The organism is Haloarcula sp. MBLA0138 (genome assembly GCF_055632455.1).
The window spans coordinates 2254465-2271601 of the sequence record NZ_CM145746.1 but is presented as its reverse complement, the minus strand read 5'-3'; the positions used below and the strand labels follow the sequence as shown (position 1 = coordinate 2271601).

The 17137-nt window shown below is 69.8% G+C and carries 19 protein-coding genes and 1 tRNA gene; 7 read left to right on the top strand and 13 right to left on the bottom strand.

What is annotated here, in order from left to right; translation table 11 throughout:
• Nucleotides 1-35 precede the first annotated feature (35 nt).
• Nucleotides 36-1316 (bottom strand): TIGR00341 family protein, encoded by a 1281-nt coding sequence (locus ACV7JO_RS12075; RefSeq protein ID WP_470353664.1) that lies wholly within the window; start codon nt 1314-1316, stop codon nt 36-38.
• 95 nt (nt 1317-1411) lie between these two features.
• On the opposite strand from ACV7JO_RS12075, the gene engB reads away from it, so the two are divergent.
• Nucleotides 1412-2029 (top strand): GTP-binding protein EngB, encoded by a 618-nt coding sequence (engB, locus tag ACV7JO_RS12070; RefSeq protein ID WP_470353663.1) that lies wholly within the window; start codon nt 1412-1414, stop codon nt 2027-2029.
• Nucleotides 2030-2059: 30 nt separating this feature from the next.
• Here engB and ACV7JO_RS12065 read toward each other — a convergent pair whose 3' ends face one another.
• The gene (locus ACV7JO_RS12065; RefSeq protein WP_470353662.1) at nt 2060-3388 is read right to left on the bottom strand and encodes a sensor histidine kinase; all 1329 of its coding nucleotides are present in this window, start codon (nt 3386-3388) and stop codon (nt 2060-2062) included.
• Nucleotides 3389-3662: 274 nt separating this feature from the next.
• On the opposite strand from ACV7JO_RS12065, the gene ACV7JO_RS12060 reads away from it, so the two are divergent.
• Both ACV7JO_RS12060 and ACV7JO_RS12055 read left to right on the top strand, forming a co-directional pair.
• Complete coding sequence (locus ACV7JO_RS12060) at nt 3663-3998, top strand: hypothetical protein (RefSeq protein ID WP_470353661.1); 336 nt, start codon at nt 3663-3665, stop codon at nt 3996-3998.
• Nucleotides 3995-5593, top strand: coding sequence for a methyl-accepting chemotaxis protein (locus tag ACV7JO_RS12055; protein WP_470353660.1), 1599 nt, complete (start codon nt 3995-3997; stop codon nt 5591-5593). Before ACV7JO_RS12060 ends, ACV7JO_RS12055 begins: the two co-directional genes overlap by 4 nt.
• Nucleotides 5594-5651: 58 nt before the next feature.
• Here the strand turns inward: ACV7JO_RS12055 and yciH are convergent, their stop codons facing one another.
• The 5 genes from yciH to ACV7JO_RS12030 form a co-directional block, all read right to left on the bottom strand.
• The gene (gene yciH, locus ACV7JO_RS12050) at nt 5652-5945 is read right to left on the bottom strand and encodes a stress response translation initiation inhibitor YciH (RefSeq protein ID WP_470353659.1); all 294 of its coding nucleotides are present in this window, start codon (nt 5943-5945) and stop codon (nt 5652-5654) included.
• A 65-nt stretch (nt 5946-6010) separates the two neighbouring features.
• Nucleotides 6011-8167, bottom strand: coding sequence for a transglutaminase TgpA family protein (locus tag ACV7JO_RS12045; RefSeq protein ID WP_470353658.1), 2157 nt, complete (start codon nt 8165-8167; stop codon nt 6011-6013).
• Nucleotides 8164-9138: a DUF58 domain-containing protein gene (locus ACV7JO_RS12040; RefSeq protein ID WP_470353657.1), complete on the bottom strand. Its 975-nt coding sequence runs from the start codon at nt 9136-9138 to the stop codon at nt 8164-8166. Before ACV7JO_RS12040 ends, ACV7JO_RS12045 begins: the two co-directional genes overlap by 4 nt.
• A 1-nt stretch (nt 9139) precedes the next feature.
• The gene (locus tag ACV7JO_RS12035; RefSeq protein WP_470353656.1) at nt 9140-10099 is read right to left on the bottom strand and encodes an AAA family ATPase; all 960 of its coding nucleotides are present in this window, start codon (nt 10097-10099) and stop codon (nt 9140-9142) included.
• Nucleotides 10100-10264: 165 nt separating this feature from the next.
• Nucleotides 10265-10489, bottom strand: coding sequence for a DUF7573 domain-containing protein (locus ACV7JO_RS12030; protein ID WP_470353655.1), 225 nt, complete (start codon nt 10487-10489; stop codon nt 10265-10267).
• 88 nt (nt 10490-10577) lie between these two features.
• Between ACV7JO_RS12030 and ACV7JO_RS12025 the strand changes: the two genes are divergently transcribed.
• Entirely contained in the window at nt 10578-10799 is a 222-nt protein-coding gene (locus ACV7JO_RS12025) for a DUF8024 family protein (protein ID WP_470353654.1), read from the top strand.
• Here ACV7JO_RS12025 and ACV7JO_RS12020 read toward each other — a convergent pair.
• Together ACV7JO_RS12020 and ACV7JO_RS12015 are read right to left on the bottom strand one after the other, a co-directional pair.
• Nucleotides 10753-11730 (bottom strand): 5,10-methylenetetrahydromethanopterin reductase, encoded by a 978-nt coding sequence (locus ACV7JO_RS12020; RefSeq protein ID WP_470353653.1) that lies wholly within the window; start codon nt 11728-11730, stop codon nt 10753-10755. The two genes, ACV7JO_RS12025 and ACV7JO_RS12020, sit on opposite strands and share 47 nt — an antisense overlap.
• Nucleotides 11717-12490 (bottom strand): coenzyme F420-0:L-glutamate ligase, encoded by a 774-nt coding sequence (locus ACV7JO_RS12015; RefSeq protein WP_470353652.1) that lies wholly within the window; start codon nt 12488-12490, stop codon nt 11717-11719. The genes ACV7JO_RS12020 and ACV7JO_RS12015 overlap by 14 nt, the downstream gene beginning before the upstream one ends.
• 120 nt (nt 12491-12610) lie before the next feature.
• Here ACV7JO_RS12015 and ACV7JO_RS12010 point away from each other — a divergent pair, with 120 nt between their 5' ends.
• On the top strand, nt 12611-12940 hold the full coding sequence (locus ACV7JO_RS12010) for a hypothetical protein (protein WP_470353651.1): 330 nt from the start codon (nt 12611-12613) through the stop codon (nt 12938-12940).
• Between the two features lies 1 nt (nt 12941).
• Here the strand turns inward: ACV7JO_RS12010 and ACV7JO_RS12005 are convergent, their stop codons facing one another.
• The 4 genes from ACV7JO_RS12005 to ACV7JO_RS11990 all read right to left on the bottom strand — a co-directional run bounded on the left by ACV7JO_RS12005 (nt 12942) and on the right by ACV7JO_RS11990 (nt 15060).
• Nucleotides 12942-13430, bottom strand: coding sequence for a metallophosphoesterase family protein (locus ACV7JO_RS12005; RefSeq protein ID WP_470353650.1), 489 nt, complete (start codon nt 13428-13430; stop codon nt 12942-12944).
• Between the two features lie 42 nt (nt 13431-13472).
• The gene (locus tag ACV7JO_RS12000) at nt 13473-13784 is read right to left on the bottom strand and encodes a hypothetical protein (protein WP_470353649.1); all 312 of its coding nucleotides are present in this window, start codon (nt 13782-13784) and stop codon (nt 13473-13475) included.
• 105 nt (nt 13785-13889) lie between these two features.
• Nucleotides 13890-14546 carry a hypothetical protein gene (locus ACV7JO_RS11995; RefSeq protein WP_470353648.1) on the bottom strand — a complete coding sequence of 219 codons (657 nt, stop codon included), beginning with the start codon at nt 14544-14546 and terminating at the stop codon, nt 13890-13892.
• A gap of 441 nt (nt 14547-14987) precedes the next feature.
• Nucleotides 14988-15060, bottom strand: a tRNA-Asp gene (locus tag ACV7JO_RS11990).
• A 283-nt stretch (nt 15061-15343) separates the two neighbouring features.
• On the opposite strand from ACV7JO_RS11990, the gene ACV7JO_RS11985 reads away from it, so the two are divergent.
• Both ACV7JO_RS11985 and ACV7JO_RS11980 read left to right on the top strand, forming a co-directional pair.
• A complete protein-coding gene (locus tag ACV7JO_RS11985) occupies nt 15344-15571 on the top strand; it encodes a DNA-directed RNA polymerase subunit H (RefSeq protein ID WP_470353647.1) in 228 nt (75 codons plus the stop codon).
• Entirely contained in the window at nt 15571-17136 is a 1566-nt protein-coding gene (locus ACV7JO_RS11980; RefSeq protein WP_470353646.1) for a DNA-directed RNA polymerase subunit B'', read from the top strand. The genes ACV7JO_RS11985 and ACV7JO_RS11980 overlap by 1 nt, the downstream gene beginning before the upstream one ends.
• Nucleotide 17137 lies beyond the last annotated feature (1 nt).

Sequence of the window (17137 nt, the reverse complement as noted above, 5' to 3'; positions counted from 1 at the left end):
TTAGCACGTCGGACGCTCAAACCGGGGTTTGAGCGTCACGCGCTGCGCTCGACGGTGACGTAGTGCACCTCGGTCGCGACGTCCGCCCCCGCCGCGTCGTCGGCCGCCGCGTCGACGCGCCCGACGAGGCTGGGCGGGTCGGTCCCCGGCGGGAGTCCGACGGTGACGACGACCCGCTGTGGGTCCTGAAAGACCGCGGTGTTGGTGTAGGTCACCTCCACGTCGAGGACGGTCGCGGGAGCGTCGACCTCCCCGCCGACGGCGGCGCGCACGTCCTCTTCGGTCGTCGCCCGCTGGAGCGAGTCGAAGGTGACGCCCCCCAGAAAGGCCGACAGGACCAGAATCGCGGCGACGAGGACGCCGACTCGCGTCACGGTCGCCGAGCGGGCTTCCCCCTCGCGGAACCAGTGTTCCGGGCGGTACCCCTTGTACCACAGCACCACCAGCGCCGCGAGGTTGATGGAGAGGACGTTGACGAGCAGGAGGACGCCCGAGCCGAGGCTCACGAGCGGCTGGCCCCACGCGATGCCGATGCCGACGGTGGCGGCCGGCGGAATGAGCGCGACGGCTATCATCACGCCGACCAGCGCCGTCGAGACGCCGGTCGTGAGGCTGACGACGCCGGCCGCGCCCGCACCCAGCGCCACGGCCAGCGAGAGGAAGTCCGGGGCGACCCGCTCGCGTATCTGCCCGACCGTCGTCACGTCGGCGATGGGCGGGATGAGGTTGGCATAGCGCACCAGCAGGGCGAAGGCGGTCGCGCTCCCGACCGCCAGCAGGAGGCCGAACACCTGCAGTTTGACGCCGCGGACGAACAGCTCCCGGTCGTCGACGACGGTGCCGACGTTGGCGGCCATCGCCGGCCCGATGAGCGGCGCGATGACCATCGAGCCGACGACGACGGCCGGCGAGTCCAACAGCAGGCCCGCGGTGGCGATGACCGCGCTGACGAGCGTCATCACCGAGTACGTCGACAGCGTCGGCGCGAGGTCCTGTGCCTTGGAGGTCAGTTCTTCCCGGGCGATGCGGTCCTCGTCCTCCTCCTCGGCGTAGCGCTCCTCTAACGCCTCGAACCGCCGGGAGACGACCGTGCTGGCGTCGACGACGACGGTGTAGGCTTGGTCGTCGATGCCGACCGAGCGGAGGTCCGCCAGTATCGGCTCGACCGCGTTGGTCGGTAAGGGGAACTCGGCGACGGCGGTGAACTCCCGGCCGCTGGTCTCGTCCGTGACGACGTAGTCGATGCCCTCCTCGTCCAACACGCCCAGTACCGCCTCGCGCTTGCCGGCCGGGATGGTGACCTGTACCAGTCGCACGCTCTCCCGTGTGGCGGCTGGCGGCAAAAACCCGGGTGGTAGCCGCGGCGGTCCGAACTGACGCGCTTTTGCCCCTCGGCGACCTACGGGTCGGCATGTTCGAGACGCGCCCGGACCGGGGCAGCGAGGTCGTGCTCGTCGGCCGGTCCAACGTCGGGAAGTCGACGCTGATGCGGGAACTGACCGGCCACACCTTCGACACCGGACAGCGACCGGGCGTCACGCGAAGTCCGAACCACTACGACTGGACCGGCCCCGACTTCGTACTGACCGACCTCCCCGGCTTCGGCTTCATGAAGGGCGTTCCCGAAGAGGTCCGCGAGCGCATCAAGACCGACGTGGTCCGGTACGTCGAGGCCAACGCCGACGAGATTCTGGTCGGCGTGCTGGTCGTCGACGGCAAGAGCGTCGTCGACATCATCGACCGTCACTCCGGCCCCGACGAGGTGCCCCACGACGTGGAGATGTTCCACTTCCTGCGGGACGTGGGCGTCGAACCGGTCGTCGCCGTCAACAAGATGGACAAGGTCGACGACGAGGACGAGCGCCTGAACGCCCTCTGTGAGCGCCTCGGTCTCCACCCTCCGTGGCAGCAGTGGCAGGAGACCGTCGCTCCCATCTCCGCCAAACGGGGGAACGTCGACGCCATGACCGAGGCCGTGCGCCACCACCTCCACGAGGCCGGCCGCGACGACCTGTTCCAGTTCTTCTGACCCCGGCCCCGTCCGGTCTCGCTGGCCCGCTCACTCCCGGAGGTCGACGTTCCCGATGTCGAACCGGACCTCGCCGTCGTCGGTGCTCGTCAGCGAGAGCGACCAGTTCTGTTCCTGTGCTATCACCCGCGCGATGTGGAGCCCGAAGCCGGTGTTGCCGTCGTCGGTCGTGTAGCCGGCGTCGAAGACCCGCTCGGGCGGGTCCGCCGTGATGCCCGCGCCGTCGTTGGCGACGAAAAAGCCCCGTTCGGTCCGTCCGACGGTTATCGTGACCGAGGGGCCGCCGTGTTCGACCGCGTTCCGGAACAGGAACTGCAGGAGCAGGCTCGCGGACTCTTGGTCGGTGACGACGCGGGCGTCGGACACGATTTCGAGCGCCGCATCCGTCTCGGTCAGCGTGTCCCAGACCTCGCGGCTGAGCCGCGAGAGCCACACGGGCGTCCGTTCCCGTCGGCCGGACTCCCGCGTCGAGAGTTCGACGACCGTATCGACGAGCGAAGCGATGCGGGCCAGCGCCGCTTCGATGGGGTCCGTCTCCACGTCGTCGTCGAGCAGTTCGAGTCGGCCGTGGGCTATCTGTAGCTCGTTGCGGAACTCGTGGGCGACGACGTGGGCGACTTTCACCATCCGTTCGTGCTGCCGGCGGAGGTCGTGTTCGTGGGTCTTGTGGGCGGTGATGTCCTCGGTGAGGCCGACCAGTCCCTGCACGTCCCCGTCGGCGTCGTACCACGGCACCTTCCGCGTCCGCACGTACCGGGTTTCGTGGTCGTGGATCTCCTCGACGTCGACGTGGTCCGTGTCGCCGTCGAGGATGTCCATCTCGTCGCGGTAGGCCGCCTCGCCGTGTTCGTCCGCGAGTTCGTCGACCTCGCGGTCCGTGCGCCCGACCCGGTCGGTCGGCTCGTTGAACCCCCGACCCATCAGGACGTGTCTCGCCAGTTCGTCCTTGGCGTAGAGGTGGTCGCTCATCCCGTCGAACAGCGAGAGCAACAGCGTCTCCATCGGCGACGGCGGCCGGCCGGCGACGGCCGGCGGGTCGCCGTCGAGCGCGTCCGCGACGGCCTCGACGACGCGGCTCGCGTACCCCTCGCCCGCGTCGACGGCGCGCACGTCCACCCCCTCCGGGACCGGGTCGGCGTCGACGCCGACGACGACGGGGAGGTCGGGAAACAGCTTCGTCACGCCCGTCGCGATGTCGACGCCGGCGTGTCCGTCGACCGCCGGCGGGAGGACGAGACAGTGGTACGTCGCGGTCGTCAGTTCGTCGAACAGCGCCGGCAGGTCCGACAGCAGCGTCATCGACGCCTGTAGCTCGGCGAGCTCGGGTCCGAGCTCGGCCGTCGCCGCGCCCCCGGTCACTACCAGTACGGACCGCCGAGAACCCTGACCCATCGCTGTGTATTATAACGGTCTTTTGGCATGTTACTGTTTCGCTCCCCCGTCCCGGTGGCCGGCGACACTGACGAGGGCTGCGTGAGCGGGGAAAACCGTCCGTCGAGGGCGGTAAATCACGCTCGCCACCCGACGGGGCCGCGCTCTCGGACGTGGTCCGTCCCCGATTCGTGCGACTCGTTATCACACGAGAGAACTCGGCCGTTTACTTTATCAATAAAGGTTATAGATTCTCTGAGGTATGATAGCCGGACTGTCAGCGCTCGACCCGCACAAGGCGGTGTTACCCCTCGTCGCACTCGTCGGGCTGGTGCCGATACTGCTGCAGTACCGCGACCAGTCGAAGTGGTTCGTCGTCGGCTACGTGTTGCTCGTCGTCGCCACGCTGGCGACCAACCTCGAGAACCTGTTCCTCGGCGGCGTGCTCAACTACACCGAGCACGTCGTCGGGCTGCTCGGCTCGGGTGTGGCCTTCTTCGCGGCGGCGTACCTCCGCCGCAAACGGGTCCTCGACGAGGACCGCGTCGGGCAGGCCGACGACGCCGACGCCCCGGTCGAAGCGGGGGCCGACCCGTGAGCGCGTTCATCGTCGCCGTCGACTTCCTCGCAGTCATCGCCTACGCGGGCGCGACGGTGCTCGCAGTCAAGACGTACCGCGACACCACGCTGGAGTCCGGCCTCTGGGTGAACCTCTCCTTTGCCAGCGGCATCGGCTTCCTCTGGACCGGCGTCGTCTTCCTCGAGTGGCTCGGCGTCGCCGGCCCGCTGATGGACGCGCTCAGCACGTCGTTGCTGGCCGTCCTCGTCGGCGTCGTCGCCATCTCCGCGACGGGGTCTATCTCCACCGTCGCGGACCTCAAGGACGCCCAGCGCGAGGCCGCGGCGCGCCGACAGGAGGCCGAGCAACAGCGCAACGAGGCCGAGAAGCGACGCCGCGAGGCCGAGGCGGCCGAAGAGGAGGCAGAAAGCGCCCGGCAGGAGGCCGAGCGGGCCCGCACCGCCGCCGAGGAACTGAACACCCATCTCCAAGAGAAGGCGACGGCGTTCAGTGACACGATGCAGCGGGCCGCCGACGGCGACTTCACCGAGCGGATGGCCCCCGCCAGCCAGAGCGAGGCCATGACCGAGATCGCCGAGAGCTTCAACGGGATGATGGACCAACTGGACGAGACGGTCGCGCACATCCGCTCGTTCGCCGACGACGTGGCCGGCTCCAGCGACGAGGTGACGGCCAGCACCGACGAGAGCAAGCGCGCGAGCGAGCAGGTCAGCGACTCCGCCCAGAACATCGCCGCCGACGCGGAGTCCCAGTCCGACACGCTCCAGACGGTCGCCAGCGAGATGCAGAGCCTCTCGGGGACCGTCGAGGAGGTCGCGGCCTCCGCCGACGAGATAGCGTCCGCGTCCGAGGAGACCGCCCAACTGGGCGAACACGGGCGCGACGCCGCTGCCGAGGCCGTCGACGAGATGAGCGCCATCGAGGACAAGTCCGAGACGACCATCGCCGAAATCGAGTCCCTCGCGGACGAGATTCAGGAGATCGGCGAGATAGTGGAACTCATCAACGACATCGCCGACCAGACCAACATCCTCGCGCTGAACGCCTCCATCGAGGCGGCCCGGGCCGGCGAAGCCGGCGAGGGGTTCGCCGTCGTCGCCGACGAAATAAAGCAACTCTCGGCCGAGGTCGCGGACGCGACCGGCGAAGTCGAGTCGCTCATCGGCGAGATACAGTCCTCGACCTCGACCGCCGTCACCGACATCCAAGAGATGGGCGACCGCGTCGCCTCCGGCACCGCGACCATCGAGGACGCCCTCGCCGCCCTCGACGACATCGCCGAGAACGTCGACGAGGCCAACCGGAGCATTCAGGAGATAAGCGAGGCGACCGACGACCAAGCCAGTTCGACCGAGGAGGTCGCGAGCATGGTCGACTCCGTCGCCGACGACGCGGCCGAGGTCAGCGGCGAGTCCAACAACCTCTCGGCCGCCGCCCAGCAACAGACCGCGTCGCTCTCGGAGGTGACCGACCAAGCCGAGACGCTCGCCGACCGCGCGGACGAACTCAGGGACCTGCTCTCCGGGTTCACCATCTCCGGGGGCGCGACCGGAGCCACCCCCGAGACGCCCGGACAGGCCTCGATGTCGACCGACGGCGGGGCCAGCAACTGACTCCGCGGTCGGCACTCACGAGCGGGTCACTGGCACCGCAGAACCGTGTGGGCGGAGGTTAGGCGACGTTGAAGCCCTTGTCGCGGAGGAAGTCCTCGACGCGACCGGTGTGGTTGCCTTGGAGCTCTATCTGTCCGTCCTCGACCGTGCCGCCGCAGGCGAACTTGGACTTGAGGTCCGAGGACAGCGAGTCCATGTCGACGTCTTTCGGGTCGAATCCCTCGATAATCGTTACCTCCTTCCCGTAACGGCGCTCGTCGATGCGGATAGTTATCTCCTGAGACTCCTTGGCGACGTCCTCGCAGACGCAGAGCTCCTCAGGCAGCCCGCACGTCGAGCAGACTTCCGACATTACATCGGCCCGTACGAAATCAACCTATTAAACACTGTCGGGAGGCCGAACCCGCGAGACGCCCCCTACCGGTCGAAGACGACGCTGTCGGCGATATCGACCGCTTCGTCCGCGGCCGATTCGTCGACCGTCCCCGCGTAGCGGGCGCGCTCGCGCAGCGACGCCAGCCGCCGGACCGACTCGTCGGCGTCGACGGCGTCGAGGTAGTCACGGACCGTCTCGCCGGGCCGGCGCGGTCGATGCCGCTGGCCGAGGGCGTACATCGCCCGCTGGAACGCCCGCTCTACGTCGGCCGCCGGGTCCCGGCGGCGCTGGTAGCGCACCCAGACGACCCGGCGCAGGCGAGTGAGGACGCCGGTCCGGCGGGCACCGGCCGCGAGCCCCAGCAGGGCGACGAGGCCCAGCGCAGCCTCCTCGCGGGACGGCGGTTCGGGGAGGGTCACGGCCGAGTCGCCGTCGCTCGGGTTCGTCCCGCCCGGCACAGTCGGCGTCCCGACGGTGCCGTTCTCCGTGGGCGTCGGCGTCGGGGTGGCCGTCGTCCCGTTGGCCGGCGTCTCGGTCAGGGGCGGCGGCGTCGGGGTGGGCGTCTCGGTGAAGCCGCTCCCGTTGCCCGTCTCGCCGGTGTCGACCGAGGGGTCGCTCGCGGCCCGGGCCTCGGCGATGCGCTGCTGTTCGGCCTCCTCGCGCGGGGCGCTCGGCGTCGGGTCGAACCGGACCCATCCCTGTTCGGGGACGTACACCTCGACCCACGCGTGGGAGTCCAGCCCCCGGACGACCCAGCGGTCCTCGTCGACCCGCTCGCCGGACGTGTAGCCGACGACGAGGCGGGCCGGCACGTCTTGGGTCCGTAGCATCGTCACCATCGTCGTCGCGTAGTAGACGCAGTAGCCCCGCTCCATCTCGAAGAGGAAGCTGTCGGCGACGTTTCGCTCGGGTCGGTCGACCTCCAGCGAGTACGCCTTGTTGTTGCGGAGCCACTGCTCGACGACCAGTGCCGTCTCGTAGGGGTTCTCCGCGTTGGCCGTCAGCGTCGCCGTCCGCTCGCCGACTCGGGCGGGCGTGCTCTCGGGCAGTTGCGTGTACCGCTCGCGCAGGTCCGGCGGGTAGTCCGCGCTGGCGTTGCGAAGCTGTCGGGGCGTGGCGACCAGCACCTCGCTGCGGACGCGGTAGCTGTCGCCGGCCGACACCGTCTCGTCTGGCTGGAGGCCGCCCTGTCTGGTGACGCTGACGTTCACCGCGCCGTCGTACCGGACCGGCCGCCACGCCGCCGGCACCGTCCCGATGGCGGACTCGGCCTCGAACGTCTGGCGCACGGTGCGGGTGTCGCCGGGCGGCCCGCGCAGCCTGTTGCCACGGTACGGCCGCGCGTTGCCCGTCCGGACCCACCCGTCGCCGGTGTAGCGGTCGTAGCTACCGGCCCGCCAGTAGCGAGGCTCGTCGCTCTGGACGGTGTACCGGACCGTCGGCGAGAGCCTGATGTCGCCCTGCACGGTCAGCGACTCGTCGGCGCTGACCAGACTCCCCTCGACGGTCGGCGTCTCCCCGGTGCCCGACAGCGACAGCACCGACCCCAGCCCCAGCGGCGCGGCCGCGGCGACCGAGGGGACGACTATCATCACCGCGAGCAGGACGGCGACGCTCTCGGCCCCGGTCAGCGCCTCGGCCCGGCGCTCGGCGTCGCCCAGCCCCAGCGTCGCCGCCGCGCCGACGACGCCGAGCAGCGTCGTCAACAGCGTCGCGTCCGTCGTCAGCACGAAGAAGCCAAGCGCCGTCCCCGCGACGAGGGCCGCGGTCCCGTACCACCGCCGCAGGCCGAAGTACCACGTCAGGAACACCGGCGCGGGCGCGAACGAGACCACCCACAGCCGGACGTTCGCTATCTGGAGCAGGCGGCGGCCGGTCAGCAGCGACGCCGTGTCGGCCACGAGCGCGCCGACCGACGGGTTCGTCGAGAGGTTCAGGACGTACCACGTCAGCCCGCCGGCGAACAGGAGCACCCCCAGCGGGACCGCCACCCGCGGGCGCACCGCCCGCGCCAGCAGCGTCGCCGCGACCAGCGCCGCCGCCGTCACGACGAGGAACTGCCGGGGCGACCCGACCACGTCGATGAGGTGGTACATCGTCCGCAGCGGCGCGCCAAGCGCCAGCGCCACCGCCAGCAGTGCGAGCAACCGCCCCCGGTCGACGGCCCCGAGTGCCGGGACGCGGTCGGCGACGCTCACGCCGCGCCCTCCCCCGCGAGCGGGTTCTCGCGGCCGGCCGTCACGTCGTCGAAGGGCCGGCGGCGGCCGGCGACGCGCACCGTCACGCCGTCGCCGTCGGCCCGCACGTACACGTCCGCGTCGTCGCCGCGGCCGGTGTCGCCGTCGGGCGTCCGGGCCAGCGTCTCCAGTACGCGCGTGCGATGGGTGTCACCGAAGCCGCTGTCGACGCGCCCGCCGGGGACGGCGACGCCGACGGCCAGCCCGCTCTCCAGCGCCGCCACCGCGACGGTCGCCACCGCCGCCGCCATCTCGTCGGCGTGGCCTTCCTCGGCGTCGCCGACCACCAGCAGGCCGCGGTCGCTGCGCCGGTCGGCGAACTCCTTGACCAGCAGGTCGTCGCGCTTGGCGCTTGACTTCCAGTGGACGTCCCGCAGCGAGTCACCGGGGACGTACTCGCGCAGGCTGTCGAAGGCCTGCCGGTCCTCGGCGTCGGGGGCCAGCGTCCGGGCGAAGGCCTCCGGGCCGCCGACGCGATACACCGGCGGGTAGACCAGCACGTCGTCGGTCGCGTCGACGGTGTACGAGCGGCTGACCAGCCCCAGCGCGTCGGTGACGGTCACGTCGACCGGCCCGAACCGCTTCTCGCCCCGGCCGGCGTAGGTGACCTCGTAGCGCACCGTCGCCGGCAGCGAGACCTCGGTCGCGGCGTCGCCCGTGACGCCGTCGGGGAGACGGTCGGCGACTCGGGCGACGCCCCCGCCCGCGACGGTCAGTTCGACCGTGCGGCGCTCGCCGGGGAACCCGCGCCGGGGCGACGACCGCTCGACGCGTGGCTCCCCGGTCCACAGCACCTGTCCGACCGCGCCCACGAGTACCGCTATCAGCGGGCCGGCGACGGCGTCCAGTCCGGGCTGGCCGTACCGCGTGCCGACGGCGACGGCCACGATGGCGACGGCTCCGACGACCAGCCCGCGGGATGTCGGTCTCATCTCACTCCACGTCGACCGTCTCCAGCGCCGTCTCGACGAGCGCGGTCGCCGTTCGCTCGCTGTCGCCGGTCCGGATTCGGTGGGGGAGCACGACCGGGGCCTCCCGCTGGATGTCGTCGGGGACGACGTACGCCCGGTCGTCCAGCACCGCCCGCGCCTGTGCGGCCCGCAACAGCGAGATGCTCCCGCGCGGGCTCACCCCGAGTTCGGCGTGTTCGCGCGTGTAGCCCGCCAGCCGCGTCGCATAGGCCCGAATCGGCTCCTCGACGGTCACCTCGGCCACCGTCTCCCGGGCCGCCCGCAGTTCCTCCAGCGTCGCCACCGCCGATAGCTCCTCGATGGGGTGGTGGCCGACCACCTCGCCCAGCATCGCCGTCTCCTCGTCGGCGTCGGGATAGCCCAGATGGAGCTTCATCATGAACCGGTCCAGTTCGGCCATCGGCAGGTCGTAGGCCTTGTTCCGCTCGACGGTGTTCTGGGTGGCGATGACGGTAAACGGCGTCGGCACCCCGTGGGTCGTCCCGTCGACGGAGACCTGTTCCTCTTCCATGGCCTCCAGCAGCGCCGACTGGGTCTTTGGCGGCGCGCGGTTTATCTCGTCGCCCAACACGACGTTGCCGAAGATGGGGCCGGGCTGGAACTCGAACTCCTGTGTCTTCTGGTTGAAGACGTTGACGCCGGTCACGTCGGTCGGCAGCAGGTCCGGCGTGAACTGCACCCGCTTGAACTCGCCGTCGAAGGAGGCGGCGACCGAGCGCGCGAGCATCGTCTTCCCGACGCCGGGCACGTCCTCCAACAGGACGTGCCCGCGGCCCAACAGCCCGACGACGATGTGCTCTATCTCGTCGTGGTGCCCGACGATGACCTGTTCGACGTTCTCGATGACCCGCGTGGCGACGCGCGTCGCGTCGTGGCGGGCGCTGTCCGAGCGGTGACCGCGTGAAGTGTCCGTGTCTGTCATGGGTTGTCGAGGTGCGCGCCGAGCGACCGGGACGGAGCCGACGCCGCACCTCGCGCCTGCCGGTCGCTCACCCACGCTGCGCGTCCGTCCGTGCGTTCCATTTTGGTTGCGCGCACACGTAACTCTGCTGGGTGGGTCCACGCCGTACACGGCCGCGCGCCGCCCCTACCACTCCTTGCAGTCCGGACAGACGAGCCGGCCGTCCTGTGTCCACCGGCGCGTCGCGGCCCCGCCGCAGTCCGCACAGGCCGCGCCCTCGCCGGTCCACGCGTAGGTGGTCGTCGCCGGCTCGACCGTCCCGTTCTCGTCCCCGTCGGCCGTTGCCGCGTCCTCGTCGCCGTCAGCCGCATCCTCGCCGAGAAAGTCGTCGAGCGAGGCGTCGTCGGACATACCCACATCTCGGGCGGGCAGCGGCAAATAGGTGCGTGACTCGACCGAGAGCGGAAGGTGGAAGTGACCCGGTGACGAACGCCACGATATGCAGACACTCCTGTCGGAACTCCTCACCAGTCTGGTCGAGATGCCGTCGCAGTTCGCCAGAGTAGCGCTCAACGACCCGCTCGCGGCGCTGATGCTCGCCGTCGGCGCGCTGCTGACGACCGCCGCCGTCGCCGTCTTCGGCTACCTCTCGGCCGGGGCCGCGCTCTCGGTACTCATCGGTTCTGGCGGTCGGTCACCGCCGCCCCAAGCAGAGCAATAGCCGTCTCGATGTCCGGCCCGAGCGGCGAGGCGAAGGCCACGCCGTCAGCGTAGTCTAGCAGTGCTTCGGTCCGCTCGGCCACCGTCTCGGGCGTTCCGGCGATACAGAACGCGTCCAGCATCCGCTCCGTGACGGCCTCGAAGGCCGCGTCGAACTCGCCGGCCGAGATGCGCTCGCCGACGTGTTCGGCGGTCTCGGGGTCGATGTCGTGGCGCTGTAATACCGGCGGCGGCGACCCGGCGGCGACGAAGGCCGCCGGTGGCCGGGCGGCCTCGCGGGCCGCGGCGGCGTCCTCGGCGACGGAGACGCTGGCGTACGCGTAGAGGTCGAACTCGCCGTCGGCGACGCGCTCGTCGGCCATCTCGTCGGCCTGCTCGCGGGCCCACGCGAGGTCGCGGGGATGCGAGCCGTTGTACAGCGCGCCGTCGGCGTGTTTCGCGGCCATCCGGGTCATGTGTGGCCCCTGTGCCCCGACGTAGACCGGAATCTCGCCCGCGTCGTAGTTCAGGCCCGCGTCGTCGGCCCGGAAGGTGCCGTCGTGGTCGACGCGCTCGCCGTCCCAGAGCCGCTGTGCGACCTTGAACGTCTCCAGCACGCGCCGGAGCGCGTCGTCGTGGTCGAAGCCGAGGTTGCGGAGGGTGGACTTGTCGCCCGGCCCGACGCCGAAGACGGCCCGGCCGTCGCTGACTTCGTCCAGCGTCGCCACCCGCGAGGCCAGCGTCACCGGGTGTGTCTCGTACGGATTGGCGATGCCCGGCCCCAGCGCCACCCTCTCGGTCCGGGCGGCCATCCGCGTCAGCGCCATGAACTGGTCGCGGTTGTTGTAGTGGTGGCTGGCGAAGACGCCGTCGAAGCCGCTCTCCTCGGCGGTGACCGCGAACTCTGCGAGCTGTGCGACCGGGTGTTCGGGAGTAAGTTCAATCGCGTACATGTGACCACTCTCGGAGTGCTTGCCGGACGACGTCGCTGTCGGGCGACCGGAACAGGTCGTCGCTCGTGCCGTGGTCGCCGAACTCGAACCCCCGGACCACGGCCGCCGGGGTCCCGCCGTCGCCCTCGCCGGTGACGAGGTTCGCCGCCGCCGCGAGTTCGTCGACCACCGCCTGCACCGTCGCGCCCAGTTCCCGCCCGTCGCGGTCGCGCTCGCCGCGCCAGTCCCGAGCCGCGGCGAGGCCGGCCCAGCCGAGCGCGACGCCGCGCTGGCCGAGCCGGAACGGCCGCCCGGAGGTGTCCGTGACGACGACGGCCACGTCCGCGCCGGTGCGCTCGCGCAGTCCGGCCCGGATGCGCTCGGCGCTGGCCGTCGGCGCTGCGGGCAACAGCAGCAGGTCCGCGTCGGGGACGTTCGACCGGTCGATGCCCGCGTTGACCGTGATGTGGCCGAAGCGGGTCACCGCCAGCACGAACGGGGCCTCGACGAGTACCTCCTCGCTCTCGTCGACGACCGCCTGCGCGAAGCGGGGGTCTTTCTCCTCGCCGGTCGCCTCGCCGACGGCGGCGGCTATCCGGCGGGCCTGTTCGCCCGGCTCGAAGTCGTCGAGGTCGGCCTGCCGCCCCTCGTCCTTGGAGACGACGGTGCTCGCGACACAGCACACGTCGCCGTCCCGCAGGTCGGCCCGCTCGGCGACGAGTTCGGCCACGTCGTCGCCCGGGCGGACCTCGGGCAGCCCCGTGACTGCGGAGACGTCCATACCCCCGCTTTCGACCCCACCGGAAAAAGGCGTCCGTTAGTTGCAAGCCGGGCCGACGGTGGCAACAAGCGCCGGTTCCGCGACCGCGGCCGTTTTGCGCCTCTGGTCCCGAACACCGGCGTGGACGCCCGTCTAGCCGCCTTCGTCCTGCTGCACGCGATGGGGTCGACTGCCGGACTGCTGTTCGTCTTCCACCTCGCCCGCACGCTAACCGGTGCGACGCCGACCGCCGCCGTCCGCCGGGACTACGCCGTCGGCGGGCTGTTGGTCGTCGTCGGTCTCGGCCTGCGGTACCTGTTGGTCCCGACGGCGACCGTCCCGCCGGCGGTCGCCCGGCTCCCCGACCATCTGCTGCGCCCGGCCGGGACCGTCCTCGCGCTCGTCGGCGCGGCCGTCTGCCTGTGGGCGCTGGCCCGCCTCCGGTCCGGGGCGACGACCGACGCGCCCTGACTCAGGCCTCGTGGCGCGTCACGTCGAGGTCACCATCGTCGACGGTCGCGGTCAGCATCGTCGCCCCGTCGGCCGGCGACGCCCCAGTCGCACTCCCGGGGTTCAACAGCCGCACGCCGCCGTGGACTGTGTCCAACACCTCGTGAGTGTGGCCCGCGACGCCGACGGCCTCGTCGTCGGCCTCGGCCCGGACCGCCGCCGCGACGCGGTCCTCGTAGCCGCGACGCGCCCCGGTCCCGTGAGTGACGACGAACGTGACTCCGCCCAGCGTCACCGACGCCCGCTCGGGTAGCCCCATCCGCGGGTCGGTGTTGCCCGCGACGGCGGTCAGGTCCGCCGCCAGCCCCCGCAGGTCCGCCAGCGCCCCCTTCGAGTCGAAGTCCCCGGCGTGGACGACGTGGTCCGCGGCCGCGATTCGCTCGCGGAACGTCGCCGGAATCTCGGCGGCCCGCGACGGGATGTGCGTGTCACTGACGAGTGCGACCTCCATGCGTCGCGGTCGGACCGCCGCCGCAAAACCGTTACCGCCGCCCTACTCCGCCGCCTCGACCGACGGCGTCACGTCTTTCAGCTCCTCCAGCCGGCCGACGAGTCCGTCGATGCCCTCGTTGATGCGCGCCACGCGGTCGGCCACGTCGTCGGCCGGTATCGCACCCTGTGGCGTCGGCTGTATCAGTTCGTCGTCCTCCAGCATCCGGAGCGAGTACCGCACCTTGTGTTCCGGGACGCCGGTCTCCTCCGAGAGCCGAACGATGCCTATCGGCCCGTGGTCGATGACCGCCGCCAGAATCGTCACGTCCCGACTCTCCTTCTCCACTTGGTCGCCCAGTCGGTCCAGTCCCATACGAAATCTACCGGTCCTTTCGAGTCGGGGTACATAAACGCCCCAGTTGTGGCAACGCCGGTGGGTTCCGGGGCGTCGTCGGGCGCTGTGGGCGCGAGCGCGCTCTCACCCGTCGTCTTCGACCGGCGTCCGGCGCAGTTCGTCGAGTTGGTCGCGCAGCCGCGACAGCTCCGTCTCCAGTTCCTCGCGGCGGTCGATGAGCGCGCTCAACTCCTCGGTGTTGACCGAGTAGTCCTCCTCCAGCGCCACCTCCAAGGCGTCGGTGGTCGCCGCCGCGAGGTCCGTCGCGGTCCGCAACACCTCGCTGGGCGTCCCGCGGGACTCGAACAGCGTCTGCTGGCCTGACTGTGGCCGGTAGGTCACCATCGGCGACTCCACCTCGCGGTGGTAGGTCACGGTGTAGCTCGTGTCCGTGACCGGGTTGTGCCGGTCCTCCGCCCGCTCGGTGCGGACGATGTTGAACGGCTCGGCCAGCGCTGGATACGTCTCCGCGAGGTCCCGGAGCCGGTCGGCCGCGGTCACGTCCAGTTGGGCCTCCACGTCGCCGAAGAACTGCCGCGAGTTGGTCAGGCTGAACGCCACCGTGTAGAACACCGACTCGTCGCTGTCAGCGAGGTTGCGCACCCGCTCGCGGACCTCGTCGTGTCGCCCCTCGATGGTCAGCTTCTCCAGTTCCTCCAACAGCGCTCGCACGCCCTCCTCCCGTTCGAGGAACGCCTCGACGATGGCCCCCGGCATCTCCTCGCCGTCCACGTCGTCCATGCCAGCGTCTCGGACGCCGCCACTAAACAGTCTGTCGCCGCGCGTCGGCCGGACGACTCCGTGAACGGGTCTCTGACGTTGTGTGGCTTGTCACACAGCGACTCGGGATAGCGATGCGATGAAACCTGTCGCTCGCAAGTTCGTGTTCGAAGAAGCGCCCGGAGCGGGATTTGAACCCGGGCAAACGCTTCGCTGTCGCTCGCGTTTGCGTGATTCAAATCCCTCGCAGTCACACACTGATTTCGGGAGTCGCTCGGCGACGAGACGCCTCGCTGAGAAACCGAAATCAGAGAAGCGCCCGGAGCGGGATTTGAACCGGAGCCAGACGTGCTCGCTTCGCTGTGCGCGACTGACAGGGCTCAGACCCCTCTCGAACGCACAGCGACCACACGGGACGCGACGCGATGAAACCCGTCGCTCGCAAGTTCGTGTTCGAAGAAGCGCCCGGAGCGGGATTTGAACCCGCGTCACGACCGTGACAGGGTCGTATGATGGGCCACTACACCATCCGGGCTTGCGTTCGCTGCACTTCTTCGTATCCCGGTGCTGGTATTAAGACTTTCCAAAGGCGGCCGCCCTGTGATGGTCACTCGTAACGGGACCCAAAACTCTATACGGGCGCTCGGCCAAACGGCTGGTACGAGAGCCCATCCCACGACGTGCGCTTCTCGCGGTCCCGTGGGGTGTCGAAGAGCCACAGCAGACCGACTTGGCAAGCGTTATATGCCTGCCGACAATACGAGGCTGTAGTATCTCGTGACAGCCACCTTCTCCAGCAGCAGGCCCCACGCACACACATGGTAGATGTAAGCCAACACGAACTCGTTCCCGACCACAGCGTCGTCGACGAGGCCGACCTCGAGGCCGTGCTCGACGAGTACGACATCACGAAGACCGACCTCCCGAAGATAAAGCGCGCCGACCCCGCGCTGCCCGACGCGGCGGAGATCGGTGACGTCGTCCGAATCGAGCGCGACTCACGCACGACCGACACCGCAGTTGTCTATCGACTGGTGGTAGAATAATGGACACACAGGACCGACGCGCGATTTCGCGCGAGTACTTCGCGAAGGAACGGCTCGCAGAACACCACTTCCGCTCGTTCAACGCCTTCCTCGACCGGGGGATGCAACAGGTCGTCGACGAGAAGGAGACCATCGACACCGACATCGGCGACAAGGAGGGACAGGAGCCGGTGTGGGTGGAACTGGGCGACGTTCGCGTCGTCACCCCGCGGGTGCGGGAAGCAGACGGCAGCGAGGAACTGCTCTACCCCCAAGAGGCCCGCCTCCGGAACATCACCTACGCCGCGCCGGTCTTCATGGAGATGGCCATCGTCCGCGGCGGCGAGGAAGAGCCCGAGGAGGTGCTCGACCGCACCGAGACCAAAATCGGCCGGATGCCGGTGATGGTCGGCTCCGAGAAGTGCAACATCGCCGGCTTCACCGACGAGGAACTCATCGACATCGGCGAGGACCCGGCCGACCCCGGCGGCTACTTCATCGTCAACGGCTCCGAGCGGGTGCTGATGACCAGCGAGGACCTCGCGCCCAACAAGATTCTGGCCGAGTACGACACCAAGTACGGCGACGAGGTGCAGGTCGCCAAGACCTTCTCGCAGCGGCGGGGGTACCGGGCGCTCGTCCTCTGTGAGCGGACCCGCGACGGACTGCTGGAGGTCTCGTTCCCCTCCGTCTCGGGCAGCATCAACTTCGTCACGCTGGTCCGAGCGCTCGGACTGGAGTCCGACGAGGAGATCGTCCACCGCGTGAGCGAGGACCCCGAAATCGTGAAGTTCATGCTGGAGAACCTAGAGGAGGCCGAGGTCCAGACGACCGAGGAGGCCATCGAGGACTTGGGCCAGCGCGTCGCCTCCGGGCAGGGCAAGAACTACCAGCTCAAACGCGCCAACTACGTCATCGACCGCTACCTCCTGCCTCACCTCCACGAGGACGGCGTCGACGAGGAGGAGGTCCGCATCAACAAGGCCTACTATCTCTGCCGGATGGCCGAGGCCTGCTTCGAACTCGCTCTGGAGCGGCGCGAGGCCGACGACAAGGACCACTACGCCAACAAGCGACTGAAGGTCAGCGGCGACCTGATGACCGACCTGTTCCGGACGGCGCTGAACAAGCTCGCCCGGGACGTGAAGTACCAGCTCGAGCGGGCCAACATGCGCAACCGTCAGCTGTCGGTCTCGACGGTCGTTCGGTCCGACGTGCTGACCGAGCGCCTCGAACACCCCATCGCCACCGGGAACTGGGTGGGCGGCCGTTCGGGCGTCTCCCAACTGGTCGACCGGACCGACTTCATGGGGGTGCTCTCGCACCTCCGCCGGCTGCGCTCGCCGCTCTCGCGCTCGCAGCCGCACTTCGAGGCCCGGGACCTGCACGCGACCCAGTGGGGTCGCATCTGTCCCTCCGAGACGCCGGAGGGTCCGAACTGCGGACTGGTGAAGAACTTCGCGCAGGCGATGGAGCTGTCACAGGACGTCGAGGACGCACAGGGTCTCAAACAGGAGCTCGCCGACATGGGGGTTCAGGGCATCCCCGGTATCGAGTCCATCGAACAGCAGCCCGCGGACGACTAAC